The sequence below is a fragment of the Pseudomonas sp. GM60 genome (assembly GCF_000282415.1).
GTDB classification, from domain to species: domain Bacteria; phylum Pseudomonadota; class Gammaproteobacteria; order Pseudomonadales; family Pseudomonadaceae; genus Aquipseudomonas; species Aquipseudomonas migulae.
Window position 1 is genome coordinate 1 of the sequence record NZ_AKJI01000081.1, and the last position, 14197, is coordinate 14197.

At 61.4% G+C, this 14197-nt stretch carries 15 protein-coding genes; 5 read left to right on the forward strand and 10 right to left on the reverse strand.

Annotation, left to right across the window (positions count from 1 at the left end):
- Window positions 1-71 precede the first annotated feature (71 nt).
- The 5 genes from pdxH to dinG form a co-directional block, all read right to left on the reverse strand.
- Window positions 72-719 (reverse strand): pyridoxamine 5'-phosphate oxidase, encoded by a 648-nt coding sequence (gene pdxH, locus PMI32_RS09360; RefSeq protein ID WP_008031656.1) that lies wholly within the window; start codon window positions 717-719, stop codon window positions 72-74.
- A gap of 24 nt (window positions 720-743) precedes the next feature.
- Window positions 744-1733: an OmpA family protein gene (locus PMI32_RS09355; protein WP_008031658.1), complete on the reverse strand. Its 990-nt coding sequence runs from the start codon at window positions 1731-1733 to the stop codon at window positions 744-746.
- Between the two features lie 114 nt (window positions 1734-1847).
- Window positions 1848-2993, reverse strand: coding sequence for an EstA family serine hydrolase (locus PMI32_RS09350; protein ID WP_008031660.1), 1146 nt, complete (start codon window positions 2991-2993; stop codon window positions 1848-1850).
- Between the two features lie 228 nt (window positions 2994-3221).
- Window positions 3222-5732 carry a hypothetical protein gene (locus PMI32_RS09345; protein WP_008031663.1) on the reverse strand — a complete coding sequence of 837 codons (2511 nt, stop codon included), beginning with the start codon at window positions 5730-5732 and terminating at the stop codon, window positions 3222-3224.
- A gap of 95 nt (window positions 5733-5827) precedes the next feature.
- Window positions 5828-7972 carry an ATP-dependent DNA helicase DinG gene (dinG, locus tag PMI32_RS09340; RefSeq protein WP_008031664.1) on the reverse strand — a complete coding sequence of 715 codons (2145 nt, stop codon included), beginning with the start codon at window positions 7970-7972 and terminating at the stop codon, window positions 5828-5830.
- A 99-nt stretch (window positions 7973-8071) separates the two neighbouring features.
- On the opposite strand from dinG, the gene PMI32_RS09335 reads away from it, so the two are divergent.
- Window positions 8072-8536 carry a CopD family protein gene (locus tag PMI32_RS09335; RefSeq protein WP_008031665.1) on the forward strand — a complete coding sequence of 155 codons (465 nt, stop codon included), beginning with the start codon at window positions 8072-8074 and terminating at the stop codon, window positions 8534-8536.
- Between the two features lie 138 nt (window positions 8537-8674).
- On the opposite strand, the gene PMI32_RS09330 is transcribed toward PMI32_RS09335, so the two are convergent.
- The 4 genes from PMI32_RS09330 to PMI32_RS09315 form a co-directional block, all read right to left on the reverse strand.
- Window positions 8675-9433 carry a collagen-like triple helix repeat-containing protein gene (locus PMI32_RS09330; RefSeq protein ID WP_008031666.1) on the reverse strand — a complete coding sequence of 253 codons (759 nt, stop codon included), beginning with the start codon at window positions 9431-9433 and terminating at the stop codon, window positions 8675-8677.
- Window positions 9426-9704 carry a DUF1145 domain-containing protein gene (locus tag PMI32_RS09325; RefSeq protein ID WP_008031667.1) on the reverse strand — a complete coding sequence of 93 codons (279 nt, stop codon included), beginning with the start codon at window positions 9702-9704 and terminating at the stop codon, window positions 9426-9428. Before PMI32_RS09325 ends, PMI32_RS09330 begins: the two co-directional genes overlap by 8 nt.
- A 148-nt stretch (window positions 9705-9852) precedes the next feature.
- Window positions 9853-10572, reverse strand: coding sequence for a PA1041 family peptidoglycan-binding anchor lipoprotein (locus PMI32_RS09320; protein WP_008031668.1), 720 nt, complete (start codon window positions 10570-10572; stop codon window positions 9853-9855).
- An 89-nt stretch (window positions 10573-10661) separates the two neighbouring features.
- Window positions 10662-11357, reverse strand: a complete 696-nt coding sequence (locus PMI32_RS09315; RefSeq protein ID WP_008031669.1) for a PA1041 family peptidoglycan-binding anchor lipoprotein — start codon at window positions 11355-11357, stop codon at window positions 10662-10664.
- A 189-nt stretch (window positions 11358-11546) separates the two neighbouring features.
- Between PMI32_RS09315 and PMI32_RS09310 the strand changes: the two genes are divergently transcribed.
- The 4 genes from PMI32_RS09310 to PMI32_RS09295 are packed head-to-tail and all read left to right on the forward strand — an operon-like array spanning window position 11547 to window position 13273.
- On the forward strand, window positions 11547-12044 hold the full coding sequence (locus tag PMI32_RS09310; RefSeq protein ID WP_008031670.1) for a DUF6231 family protein: 498 nt from the start codon (window positions 11547-11549) through the stop codon (window positions 12042-12044).
- Window positions 12045-12048: 4 nt separating this feature from the next.
- Complete coding sequence (locus tag PMI32_RS09305) at window positions 12049-12537, forward strand: YchJ family protein (RefSeq protein ID WP_008031673.1); 489 nt, start codon at window positions 12049-12051, stop codon at window positions 12535-12537.
- 35 nt (window positions 12538-12572) lie between these two features.
- The gene (locus tag PMI32_RS09300; RefSeq protein ID WP_008031675.1) at window positions 12573-13067 is read left to right on the forward strand and encodes an LEA/WHy family protein; all 495 of its coding nucleotides are present in this window, start codon (window positions 12573-12575) and stop codon (window positions 13065-13067) included.
- Complete coding sequence (locus tag PMI32_RS09295; protein WP_007906737.1) at window positions 13064-13273, forward strand: SEC-C metal-binding domain-containing protein; 210 nt, start codon at window positions 13064-13066, stop codon at window positions 13271-13273. The genes PMI32_RS09300 and PMI32_RS09295 overlap by 4 nt, the downstream gene beginning before the upstream one ends.
- A gap of 101 nt (window positions 13274-13374) precedes the next feature.
- Here the strand turns inward: PMI32_RS09295 and PMI32_RS09290 are convergent, their stop codons facing one another.
- Window positions 13375-13923 (reverse strand): cysteine hydrolase family protein, encoded by a 549-nt coding sequence (locus tag PMI32_RS09290; protein WP_008031678.1) that lies wholly within the window; start codon window positions 13921-13923, stop codon window positions 13375-13377.
- Between the last annotated feature and the right edge of the window lie 274 nt (window positions 13924-14197).

Sequence of the window (14197 nt, forward strand, 5' to 3'; positions counted from 1 at the left end):
AAAATCAAGCGTCGGGCCCTGCCGCAGTGGCTGGAGGCCGCTGCCGCAGGCTATCCCGGTCGGTAGACTGCTCAGGGTGCCAGACGTTCAAGAATCCAGTCGGCGCCCTGCAAACGATAGTTGAGGCGATCATGCAGGCGGCTCGAACGGCCCTGCCAGAATTCGATGCGCTCAGGCAGAAGACGATAACCGCCCCAGTGCTCAGGGCAATGAGGCTGCGTATCGCTGAAACGTTGCTCGGTGTTCTTGAGCAACGCTTCCAGCTCGGCGCGATCGGCGATCACGCGGCTTTGCGGTGAAGCCCAGGCGCCAAGGCGACTGCCCAGCGGTCGGACCTGGAAGTAAGCATCGGACTCCTCAGGCGTGACCTTCACCACCCGACCTTCTACACGAACCTGACGCTCGAGGGCCGGCCAGAAAAACGTCATGGCCGCGAACGGGTTCGCGGTCAGATGCTGGCCCTTGGCGCTGTCGTAGTTGGTGAAGAAGGTGAAGCCCTGCGCGTCCAGGCCCTTGAGCAGCAGAATGCGGCAATGCGGCCGACCGTCCTGGTCGACGGTGGCCAGGGTCATGGCGTTGGCTTCCACCGGCGGCTGCTCGGTTTTCACCGCGTCGGCAAACCACTGATGGAACAGCGCGAACGGCTCGGCCGGGGCTTGAGCCTCGGTCAGGCCGTCTCGGGTGTAGTCGCGACGCATATCAGCCAGGCCCTGGGTCATGGCGCATTCCTTTTGGTTAACGAATCACTTTTTCACAGGATCGGCGACAACGACTTTTTTGTCAGCTGCCGCGGCTTTGGCCGGCGCGGTTTTCTTGGCCGGTGTCGCGGTTTTAGCCGGAGTCTTCTTGGCGGCGGCTTTCTTGGCCGGCGCTTTTTTCGTGGCAGGTACAGCGGCTTTCTTCGCGGCTGGTGCCGGGGTGACCGGCTTGGCCACTGGCTTGACGTCCTGGGCAGCGACCAGTTTCACCGGCGCCGGGGCTGGCATGTTGTACTTGCTCAACAGCGCAACCATGGTGTTTTGCGGAGTCACCAGCAGTTCGACGCGACGGTTCAAGGCACGGCCTTCAACGCTGTCGTTAGCCGCACGCGGGGCTTCGCCACCCATGCCGCGCAGCATCAGGCGATCACGCTGCAGACCGCTGAGGCGGAAAATCGCTGCCACGGCTTGTGCGCGTTCCTGGCTCAGTTTCACGTTGGCCGGTGCGGCGCCCGAGGTGTCGCTGTGACCCAATACCAGCACGGCAGTCTTCGGATCGACTTCAAGGATTTTCGCCACGCGAGTGAACGGGCCGAGAGTCACCGGCAGCAACATGGCCGGACGGTCCGGGTTGAACGAACCTTCTACTGGCGCGGTGACCACCAGCACGTTTTCACGGCGCTCGAGTTGCAGGTTGCTGTCCTTGATCGCGGTGCGCAGGCGCGGTTCGTAATCGTCGAGCCAGGCCTGAGTGACTTTAGGGTCAGGCATCGGCACGACTTTGGCCGTGCTCTGCTCTTTGCCGCCGAACGGCCACCACCATTTGCCACCGGTGTCGGCTTCAGCCTTGGCAGTCGGGGCCACCTCGGCAGGTTTCACAGGTGCCGGCGCGGGAGCCGGCTCTTTCGCCGCGACTTTGTCGGAGGAACCGAACGGCCACCAGCTGCTGCCATCCGAATCATTTTTTGGTGTCTGCGCACAACCGGTAACAGCAACACACAGGGCCAAAGCGAGGGTGGTTTTATTGAGTGACATTGGAAATCCACAAAAAAGAAGTCATAAAAATTCAGGCCGGCATGACCCGGATAAACAGACGGTTGGAAAACATAAAGGCCTTCGGGTTCCGGCCCTGGAACCCTTCAGCGCGTTTTACAGACAAGTGGCCAGTACCCGCGCGAGCTTTTGCGCGCGCGGATCCATCAAGACGTAAGGCCCCAGTGTATTTGTCACAAAACCGAAGGCGACATCGTATTCAGGGTCAGCAAAACCGATGGAGCCGCCAGCGCCCGGGTGGCCGAACGCACGTGGGCCGAGGCCGTAGGTAGCGTTCGGGACATCGGGTTGATCGAGCATGCAACCCAGACCGAAACGGGTCCGGGTCAGTAAAGTCTTGTCTTCGCCGAGGCTGTGTTCGCGGGTCAGCTCATCAAGCATCTCGCTTTCCAGCAGGCTGCCGTCGAGCAGCCCGGCGTAGAACCCGGCCAGGCTGCGGGCATTGCCGTGGCCGTTGGCCGCCGGTTGTTGCATGCGCCGCCATTCCGGTTTGTTGGTGCTGGTCAGGACCGACGGCGGGTTAGTAAACGCCCGCGTGGTCATGGCCGTCGGTTCGCGCATCGTCACTTGCAGCAGGCGCTGGGCCGCGGCATCGCCGACGTTGCCCTTGCCACGGGCGATGTGCGCCACGCGATGGAATTCTTCATCCGCCAGACCGACGTGAAAATCCAGGCCCAACGGTTTGGCCACGCGGGCCACAATGGACTCGCCCGGCCCACGACCGTCGGCACGGCGCAGTAACTCGCCGACCAGCCAGCCATAGGTGATCGCGGCATAACCGTGAGCGGTGCCCGGCGTCCACCAAGGCGATTCGGCGGCCAGCGCATCGACCATGGTTTGCCAGTCGTAAAGCGCTTCCGGGGCCAGCAACTCGCGCAACGCCGGCAGACCGGCCTGGTGGCAGAGCAGTTGACGCAAGGTGACGGACTCTTTGCCGGCGGCAGCGAATTCGGGCCAATAGCGAGCAACCGGGGCATCCAGTTGCAGCTTGCCTTCGGCGACCAGTTGCAGGGCGGTGACGGCGGTGAAGGTCTTGGTGCAGGAAAACAGGTTGGCGATGGTGTCGCTGTGCCAGGCCTCATGGCCATCCTTGTCGGCGGTGCCGGACCAGAGGTCGAGAACGGTTTCGCCGCCGACCTGGATGCACAACGCTGCACCACGCTCCTGAGGATCGTCGAACAACGCCGCGAACGCTTCGCGAACCGCTTCGAACTTAAGCTCGTAATGACCCTGAATCTGCACCCGCTACTCCCTCGGACAAACGTTCTACAAAGTGGCCGGCATTGTTCCAGCCATTGATGGTTTTGGGAACAGGGTTGGGCCGGGCGGTCGGGTTGCCCCGTTAACCGGATTTGGAATACAGGGCGTGTTTGAAGACGCCATCGCTGGCAAGCCAGCTCCTACAGGAGACGCGCTGTCCTTGTAGGAGCTGGCTTGCCAGCGATGAACGATAACGCGGTAGATCAGGCCTTAATGACCATTCCCCGAATGCCCACCCGCCTGCCCGGCGCCCTTCCCCGGGCCTTTGCCGGCTTCAGCTTTTCGCCCGCCTTCGGCATCGTGACTGGCTTTATCCGCTTCAGCCTTGGCCTTCTCGGCCTCTTTGCCCAACTGATCAACGGCCGCCAGGTTGCTCTTGCGCACGCTATCGACGAAGCCCTGAAATGGCAGATCGGTAATGCCGACCAAACCAAAGTGCCCGTTTTCACCGTCCAGCAGACGACCGGTCACTGGTTGATCGAGGTACTGGAACCAGTGCACGCCGACAATCGACGGCTCGCTCAGTGCCTGTTTCAGGAAGTTGGCGTAAGCCGGACCGCGATCCTCTTCCTTCGCCAGTTGCGTCACGCCGCCCCAGAACGGGCCTCGATCGGCCGAGCCGAAGTTGAATTCGGTGATCAGCACCGGTTTGTCCAGGCTGCGCAATTTGGCGAAGTCGTAACCGTCCTGCGGTTGCAGGGTGTACATGTTGAAGCTCAGCACGTCGCAATACTGCGCACAGGATTCCACGGCTTCCGGGGTGCTGATGGCGAAGCGGCCGCCCAGCAACAGCTGATTCGGTGCGTGCCACTTGAGCGAGTCTGAAATGGTTTTGAAGTACGTGTCAGCGAAGACCTTCTGGAAGTATTTGAAGTCGGCTTCGATTTCCGGGTACTCGGCACTCGGCAGCGGCGGCACGAAGCCCGGGTCTTCCATCAATTCCCAGGCCGGCAAGTCGATGCCCCAGGCTTTGGACAGGCCTGCCTGATTGCGGTACTTGTCGCGCAATTGCTTGAGGAACGCGCGCTTGGCCGGCACGTCGGTGGTCATTTTCAAGGTGCCGTAGGCCAGCGCGTAGCGGGCTTTCGGGTCGTCACCAGGACCAGCCCACGCCAGTTCGTTATCGGCGAAGTAACCGATCAGCCAAGGGTCGTCGCGATGATCGCGGGCGGCGATGGCCACGGCGCGCTCGGTGGCCATGGCGAAACGCGGGTCGAACGGGTCAGGCATGCCGCCCCACCAGTCGGTGCCGGTGCTGATGCTGGCGTAATCGCCGACGATCGACAACGGCAAGGTGTAGGGCACGCGGTCCGCGTTGCCCAGCGCCGGGGCGCTCCAGTTGCCGATGGTGTTGAAGCCCCAGGCTTGCAGGCGATCCAGGGTATGGCTGGCCCAGCGTTGTTCATCAATCACTGCGGTGCAAGGTTCGGCGGGTTTCTGCTCGACCGCTTTCGCGACGGTCGCTTCCTCTGCGCCGGCCTTGGCGGCTTCGGCAACACCGGCTTCGGCCGTGGAAGGAACGACGGGTTGTTCAGCGGTCTTCTCGACCGTCGCCTCAACCGCGTCGGCCTTGGCCGCTTCGGCGACACCGGCCTTGGTGTCGCTGCCCGGTGTGCAAGGGGCGCCATACAGACGCGGCAGGTTCGCGCCATAGAAATCGTACCAGCGCCCGGCGTTGTAGCCACGGCCCTGATCGACGCCATTGCCACCCCGGTTGTCGCCTTCGCCAAAGTGACTGGCCAGCGGCTCTTCGGGTTTAGGCAGCGATTCGAACATCCACTCGCGACCGGCGATGTAAGTCTGGTTGACGTCCGGGGTAACGGTGTTGACCCCGAGCGAATAAAACGGATGGCCTTCCGGGGTCACCAGATACCAGCGACCGTCACGTTTCTCACTGCGGAAAAAACCGCTGGCCTTGAACGTCGGGCCTTTAATCCAGCCACCGAACTTGTCGAGCGACGACTTCTCGCGCTCGGCCAGCCAGGTTTTGGTTTGTTGCCGTTCCTTGGCGGCGGCGCTTTTCAGTTGCTCGTCGCTGCTGACCTTCTCCGGCCATTTGGTCCGGGTCGACTGACCGAAAGCGTCCACCAGGCCGCCATAAACGGCTTGGGTGACGGCCTCGCCTTCCTGCACGCCAAAGCGTTCCAGCAGGATACTTTGCGCGACTTTCGGCTGATCCATCGACAACGTCACCGACACCACCTGGCTGCGATCCAGCTCACCGGCGCTGCTGGCCAACAGGATGCGTTGACCGTCGACAGTCATCGGCATCGGCGGACCGGCCTTCATGCCCAGGCTCAGCGGCGAGCTCGGCTGCAACGGCACCAGCAGCGTCTGCGCAGGGCCGGCCGGCAGATCGACGCGGCTGATCAGCGTCTTGCCGTCGTTGCTCTGGATTTTCACGTAGAGGGTCACGGCCCAGTCCATTGCGCTTTGAATACGCAGACTCATCACGCCGGACTGCGACCAGTCCCAGGCCCCGGTTTGCGGGGTCAGGCGCAGGGTTGGCTGGGCCACCGGGTTGAACGTCACCCGGCGCAGCACTTCGCCTTCGGCCGTTTGCTCTGCATTGGATTGCGGCAGGCTGGCGTCTTGAGTCGCCACCTGAACCACGTCGGCGGGGCGCACAAAGTTGAACAGCGTCTGCTGGCTTGCGGGAGCGGCGAGCAAAGGCGTGGTGAACAACAAGGCAAAAACAGCAGGCAACGAACGGCGAATCATGAGAACGAAAATCTCCCTAACGACCAACAATGGCCAGTGGAAAAGCGATGGCAGAGAGATAGACAACGCGGCGGGCAGATTTGCCCACCGTCGTATCAGGAAATTTCTCGACGGAATGGCGGCAACGCATTGAGGATCGCTTTGCCGTAACGCTGGGTGACCAGGCGCCGGTCGAGCAAGGTGATGGTGCCGCGGTCTTCTTCGGTTCGCAGCAAGCGACCGCAGGCCTGGACCAGTTTCAGCGAGGCGTCCGGTACGGAGATTTCCATGAACGGATTGCCGCCCCGCGCTTCGATCCACTCGGCCAGTGCCGCTTCGACCGGATCATCGGGCACCGAGAATGGAATCTTCGCGATCACCACGTGCTCGCAGTACGCACCGGGCAAGTCGACCCCTTCGGCGAAACTCGCCAGGCCGAACAGCACGCTGGAATCGCCGCCATCGACGCGCGCCTTGTGCTTGTTCAGGGTTTCCTGTTTCGACAGGTTGCCTTGAATGAACACTTGTTTGCGCCAGTCGCGGTCGAGACCGTCGAACACGTCCTGCATCTGTTTACGCGAGGAGAACAGCACCAGCGTGCCGCGCGAACCTTCGACCAGTTGCGGCAGGTCACGAATGATCGCCGCGGTGTGGGCCGCTGCATCACGTGGATCGGCTTTCAGGTCCGGCACCCGCAGCACGCCGGCATCGGCGTGATGGAACGGGCTCGGGACCACGGCGGTCACGGCTTTTTTCGGCAGCCCGGCGCGCATGCGGAAGCGGTCGAAGGTGCCGAGTGCGGTCAGGGTCGCCGAGGTCACCAGCGCGCCGTAAGCCACGTTCCACAGGTTGCGCCGGAGCATTTCCGCCGCGAGGATCGGGCTGGCGTTGACTTCGATGTCGAACAGCGAGCCGCTTTCGGCCAGGGTCAGCCAACGCGCCATGGGCGGGTTGTCTTCCGGGTCTTCGGCGGTGAATGCGACCCACAACTCCCAGTTGCCCGAAGAGCGCGACAACAGGCTGCCGAACAGCGGATACCACTCTTCGGCCTGGTTGCTGGCAATGCCGATGTTGACCTCGCCGTCCATGCCTTCCTTGAGCAACTCGGTAAGCCGGGTAAACAGGTCGGTGAGCCGGGCAAAACCCTTTTTCAGCTCGATGCCCATTTCACGCATGTGCTCGGGAATCACCCCGCCGACGAAGCGGTGACGTGGCCGTTCGCGACCTTCGACGTCTTCGCCGGGTTTGAAATCGGCAGCCTGTTCGCAGGCGGTAAACATAAATTGCTGCTGGGTCTTGATCTCACGGGCCAGTTCCGGCACCTGCTCGATCAACTTGCCCAGGTCGCCCGGCAGCGGATGCTGGGCGAGCAATTTGGTGAGGTTCTTGGCGGTGGTTTCCAGCCAGTCGGCGGTGGAGCGCAGGCGCGTGTAATGGGCGAAGTGGCCGATGGCCTTGTCCGGCAGGTGGTGACCTTCGTCGAACACGTAGATGGTGTCGCGCGGATCGGGCAAAACGGCGCCGCCGCCAAGGGCCAGGTCCGCCAGGACCATGTCGTGGTTGGTGACGATCACGTCAACCTTGCCCATGCCTTCGCGGGCCTTGTAGAAGGCGCACTGGCCGAAGTTCGGGCAATGGCGGTTGGTGCACTGGCTGTGATCGGTGGTCAGGCGCGCCCAATCGGCGTCTTCCAGGGCGGTGGACCAACTGTCGCGGTCGCCGTCCCACTTATTGCCGGCGAGCTTCTCGATCATGCTGGTGAACAGCTTCTGACTGGCCTCATCGACCTCGATCTTGAAGCCTTCTTCTTCGAACAGCTGCGCGGTAGCGGTTTGTGCGTGACCTTCCTGCAGCAACATGTCGAGCTTGGACAGGCACATGTAGCGCCCACGGCCCTTGGCCAGGGCGAAGCTGAAATTCAGCCCGCTGTTGCGCATCAGGTCGGGCAGATCCTTGTAGACGATCTGTTCTTGCAGGGCCACGGTGGCCGTGGCGATCACCAGGCGTTTGCCGGCGGCTTTCGCGGTCGGGATCGCCGCCAGGCTGTAGGCCACGGTCTTGCCGGTACCGGTGCCGGCTTCCACCGCGACAATCGCGGGGTCGCCACTGCGCCGGCCTTCGTCGTCGGTGTCGATGTCACCGAGGACCTTGGCAATTTCGGCGATCATCAGGCGTTGGCCGTAGCGCGGCTTGAGGCTCTTGGCTTCGAGAAAACGCGAGTAGGCGCCCTGGATCGTGGTTTTGAGTTCAGTGCTGATCATGGATTGTCGGGCGCAAAAAACGCTGGATAAATTTTCAGTGGTTCGGTTCGGCGGCTATCATACCGCGCTAATTAATCCCGCGCAGAACGGAGTACCCCAATGACACCTTTTGGCATCGTTTACACCCTGCATGTCCTGTCCGCCCTGGTGTGGGTCGGCGGCATGTTTTTCGCCTGGATGGTCTTGCGTCCGGCCGCGATGAAGGCGCTGGAAGGCCCGGCCCGGTTGAAGCTGTGGGTAGAAGTGTTTCAAGGTTTTTTCCGCTGGGTCTGGATCGCGGTGGTGCTGTTGCCGGTCAGCGGTGTCGGCATGATTCATTTGCAGTACAGCGGTTTCGAGGCCGCGCCGCGTTATGTGCAGGTGATGATGGGCTTGTTCGTGGTGATGACCGCGCTGTTTATCCGGATTCAGGCGTTGCTGTTGCCGGAATTGCGCACGGCGGTGACGGCGCAGGATTGGCCGACGGGGGCTGCGGTGCTGGGGAGGATTCGCCGGTTGGTGGGGATTAATTTGATTGTGGGGTTGGTGCTGGTGGCCATCGCCTCGGCTCGGCCGATGTTCTAAAAGCCAAAAGCTTCGCGGGCAAGCCTCGCTCCTACAGGACTTGAGTCGTTCAAGACATTTGTGAACGACTCAAAACCTGTAGGAGCGAGGCTTGCCCGCGAAGGCAATCGTTCAGACGACGAAATTGTCCGAAACCACTTACAACCTTTGAACCGTCACCGAACCCGCCGCACCCGCAGGCCCCGGCTGGCCGTCAACGCCAGGCTTGCCGCTCTTGCCGCCATCGGCCTTGTAGACGAAGCAACCCTTGGCCTTGCCGCCCGCCCCCGGCTTACCGCCAGGACCGGCCAGACCACCCGCACCGCCCGCGACCTGAACCTTGATCTGCTCCGCCGGATAATCACGCGGCACTTCCAGCCTGACCAGCGCACCCGGCGCACCCGGCTGACCGTCGCTGCCATCGCTGCCATCGGCCCCACGACCGGCCTGACCCCAGGTGCAGCCCGGTGCCTGACCGTTGGCGCCGTCGAGGCCGACAAACCCCGGCGCGCCTGCGCCGCCGCGAGCATCAACCACCAACTGTGGTGCATTCAGTGCCTTGATCTGCACATTCAGATTGCGTCCCGAGCGGGCCGCCTTGAGGTAAGTACCCGGTGCACCGCGAGCGGTAATCTGGCTGCCTTCGGACAATTGGGCGCGGCTGATCTTCAACTCCAGCGCCGTTTCGCCGGGCACGATGGCGATCCGCGCTTCACGCCCCAGGCGCAATTCGCCGACGCTGACTTCGGTCACGTTCGAGGGAATCAGCAACGTGCCGTAATCGGCCACTTCCAGGCGTTCCAGCTGCAAGGTGCTGGCGGTATTGGGCAAGCGCATCAGCGAGTTGGTTTCGACGCTGACCACCTGGGCACAGGCGAATGGGCTGACGAGTGCGGCGAGCAGACAGAGTTTACGCATGGGAAGCCTTCGGTACGGCAGGAGCCGGAATGGTTTGCAGGTGGAAAACACCGAAAAAGACAATCTTCAAGCGATCACGCCAAGGGTGGGCGCGGCCCCGGAGACTGCGGAAACAGAACACCGCCTCAAGAAGATGAAGGAACGCCAGCAGGCCGCCGGCCAGATTGACCAACAGGTGCAGCGGATTGACAAAGGGCATCAGCAGATTGACCAACACCACCAGCCAGAACAGCAGGGTCAACAGCTTACCCAGCCCCCAAAACACCTTCATACGCCCCCCCGTTGAGAATTATTCTTTGCACGCACAGTAACGGCTTCCACGCGGGATAAGCCAGAGGGCAACGGAAAATTCTTCATGAAGGCCGCCGAATGGCCGTCGGCGCCACTGCAATCATTGGTCGACGGCTCTATCACGGGGCTCAGCGATTGATGTGCAATTCCACGCGACGGTTTTTCGCGCGGCCTTCCTCTGTTTCGTTATCGGCCACCGGCGCGCTTTCGCCCCGGCCTTCGCTGGTGAGTTTGCCCGGCGCCAGGCCCATGCCCAGCAAGTAAGCGGCCACGCTGCTGGCGCGTCGTTCAGAGAGTGCCTGGTTATAGGCGTCGGAACCTTTGCTGTCGGTATGACCGATCACCTTGATGCTGACCACATCGGCGCTTTGCAGTTTGGGCATGAACGAATCCAGCTGACTTTGCGCCGAGGGCGTCAGGTCGGATTTGTTGAACGCAAACAACACATCGCCCGCATCGCTCAGGGTGATGACTTCAGATTGTGCAGGTTCAGCGGGTGTCACACTGGCCGGGTATTGCGGCAGCGGACAACCGTGATGTTCGACCGGAGTATTGGCCGGCGTATCCGGGCAGCGATCGCGTCGATCGAAGACACCATCGCCATCTTCGTCGCCATCCTGCGCGTAGCAGATCAGGCCACCGGTCAAGATACCAAGCGCCGCTCCACCCGCCGCCCAACCGCCACTTTCGATAGCGCCCAGGCCACCACCGACCAGGCCACCGATAACGCTGCAGATCGGCCAGGTACGTTGATTGAGGGGGGCAGTGCCATCGCTGTGAGTAGCGCAACCGGTCAACAGGCTGCCAAGCAGCACAACCGGCCAGACGGTCCGTGTGAGAAGGCTCATGGTGAAAGCTCCTGTGTTACCGGCCGACGCCGGTTACACAGGAGTAAAGACCCGCATCCGTGACTGCACAAGCCACGGATGCGAGGGATCTAGCGTTGGATTTTGATTTCGGTGCGACGGTTCTGTGCACGGCCGTCGGCGGTTTTGTTATCGGCCACCGGCTGACTTTCACCGGCACCGGAAACAGACACGAAGTTACTGCGCGGCACGCCTTCCTGAATGAGGTACTCAACCACCGAGTGAGCGCGTTTATCCGACAGTTTCTGGTTGTAGGTATCACTGCCCACGCTGTCAGTATGGCCAGTAACGGTCAACTGAGCAGTAGGGGCTTCAGCTTTCAAACGAGTGGCGATCTTATCGAGCACCTGTTTGTCAGAAGGGGTGAGTGTGGCTTTGTCGAACTGGAAGTGAACATCGCGGATGACGATGGTTTCTTCCTTGACCACAACCGCCTCTTCAACCACTGGCGCAGGGACTGGTGGTGGGCAACCGTCGGCATCGACCTTCACGCCTCTAGGCGTACCCGGGCACTTGTCGCGGCTGTCCGGCACGCCATCGCCGTCTTCGTCGCCATCACCGTGAACCCAGCAATAGGCAGCGGCCGTACCGCCAACCAGCAGAGCGCCGTACCCTGCCCATGCCGAGCTCTCGGTCGCGCCGAGACCCGCACCGATTACACCGCCGACTGCCGCACAGGTCGGCCAGTCGGTTTTCTGCAAACCTGCGCAACCAGTCAACACACTGGTTAGCAGAACCAAGGGTAATGCTGTCCGAACTATGCTCATCTAGTTTTCTCCTGAGGGATCGGCTTAGAACCGATTCAGGTAGTAAAGACCCGAGCTTTAATCTCCGCCAGCAATAGGCCATTGCAGTTTTATCCAGTGTTCACGGCTGATCGATACTTTTAGCGCGACGACGCTCTATATCTGGACCTTCGGGCAGGCTAGTCTTGGCGCTCTGATTGAGGAACTTCGATGATTTCAGGTATTTCTTCGCGCACGCCCCAGCAGGCGCTGGCCGCTTTGCTGGATCGTTATGCCCCCCTCCGCCTGTTGCTGATCGGCGCGAGCGAATTCCCCGCGCTGGAAGCATTCAAGCTGGCGCACCCGGACACCTGCGTCGCCCACGCGGCGCCCGGACCGTTGCCGGCCGAACTGGCGGCGCGCCGTTTTGATCTGGCGCTGGTGGTCGATTGCCTTGAACACTTGCCCAAACGCGATGGCCTGAATTTGCTCGGCGGCATCCGCAACCTCAATGCCAGTCGCATTGCGGTGCTGGCGGATTTGCCGGCCAGTGGCTGGCAGGAGACGGATTTTTTCTCCCTGGCCCTGCAAGCCAGCGAACGCTTCCAGCGCGACGAGCAAGTACTGACCCTGTTCACCTACGATCTGCTTGACTACAAACAAGTCCCCGACTGGCTCAACTCACGGTTCTGGGCCAATCCGGAAAACTTCGGGAAATACTGGTGGTAACGCAATGAGTACATCCATTTGCCCTTGCGGCAGCGGCACCCTGCTGGACGCCTGCTGCGGTCATTACCATGCCGGGCATCCGGCGCCTTGTGCCGAAGCGTTGATGCGTTCGCGCTACAGCGCTTACGTGTTGGGCCTGATCGATTACCTGGTAGCGACCACCCTGCCCGCGCAGCAGTCCGGCCTTGATCGTCAGTCCATCAGCGACTGGAGCGCGCAAAGCACCTGGCTCGGCCTGGAGGTGGAAAGTTCCGAGGTGTTCGGCGGTCAACCGGAACACGCGTTCGTGACCTTTACCGCGCGCTGGCACGATGGCAGCGGCGAACACAGCCACCGCGAGCGCTCGTCGTTCGTGCAGAACGCCGACCACTGGTATTTCATCGACCCCACTGTGCCACTCAAGGCCGGACGCAACGATGCCTGCCCATGTGCCAGCGGGCAGAAATTCAAGAAGTGTTGTGCGGGGTATTTCGCCAGTTGGGGTGATTCGTGAAGGGCTAGACTGGGGGTCAAGGGAGAAACACAGCCATGATCAGCCGACGTCGCGTCTTGCATACGCTCACCCTGCTCCTGTTTCTCGGACTCGGCGGTTGTGCGTCCTGGTTCAGCGACGATGAACCGGAACCTGAAGTGCATCTGGTCAAGGTCGAAGTGGTCCGGGCGAAACTGATGGAGCAACGTTTCCTGTTGTTCTTTCGCGTCGACAACCCGCGCGACAGCGACCTGACGGTGCGCGGCCTCGAATACCGGATTCACCTGGGCGATATGTTGCTGACCGAAGGCGAGCACGAACACTGGTTTACAGTCGGCCCCAGGCACAGCGCGTATTTCAAAGTGCCGATCCGCACCAACCTGTGGCCCAAGGTTCGGGATCTGGTGAAACTGTTGAAAAAACCCGAGCAACCTATCCCCTATCGCCTGGAAGGTGAGCTGGAAACCGGTGTGTTCATCGCGCACTACGTGCACCTGGCGCGCAAAGGCGTGATAATCCCCGCCGATTTAATTCCGGAGCACACCCGATGACCCAGCAACCCCACGTCCATGGCCCTGACTGCAACCACGATCATGACCATCACGACCACCATGATCACGACCATGGCCATGTCCACGGCCCGAACTGCGGCCACGCTCACCAGGAGCCGGTGCGCAACGCCCTGAAGGACGTCGGCCGCAACGACCCTTGCCCGTGCGGCAACGGCAAGAAATTCAAGAAGTGCCACGGCGCTTGATGGGTTAACCCATCTCCTTGTAGGAGCCAGCTTGCTGGCGATGAACGATAACGCGGTCTCTCTGAAACACCGCGTCGATCCAATCGCCAGCAAGCCGGCTCCTACAGGATTTGTGCTGTGTTTACGACCGTGGCGTATTCGCCATGCAGATTGCCCAGCGACATCGCATGCACCTCTTCAGCTGAATGCGCGTTGCCGAAATAATCCGCCTTGTCGAACGTGAAGCACGCATCCTCCGCCACCCACGTATCAAACCCCAGGTTACCGGCCGTTCGCGCCGTGGACTCCACCGAGTTGTGGGTCGCGACGCCCACGATGACCAACTGATCGATCCCCGCCTCGCGCAAACTCGCCTCCAGCGCCGTCGCACAAAACGCATCCGGCACCTGTTTCTGAATCAATTGCTCGCCGGCCAATGGCTGGAACCGCTCCTGAAACTCCACGCCCGATTGCTGCGGCCAGAACACTGAGTCCGGTGAACGGGACAGGTGCTGTACGTGGACCACCGGCCGCCCGGTTCGCCGCCAGAGCCCCAGCAAATCCAGGATCCGCGCCTCGGCCTGAGGATTATTTCGCCGGCCAAGCCTTGGTTCCAAAATGCCTTTTTGTTGATCGATGATGATCAGTGCTGCGTTGATCTTGAGCTCCATGCTGACTTTTCTCACGCGAGGTCATTGAGTTTCACGCACTTGAGCATCACCGCCTCCTACAGGCAAGTCCTCGATCGCAAACGGGACGATCTGATGTTCGCGGTTGCTGTCTGAACTTCACGATGCCGCAACGAATACAGCAAGGTGAATTCGGCTAAGGCTTGGAAGTGATCGATTGGGTGAATATCCGGTTCTTCGGTAACGGCGGTTATTGGTTTCGCCCTTACGGCGAGTCACTTGGAAAAGCCCCAAGTAACCAAGGGCTCTTGCCCCT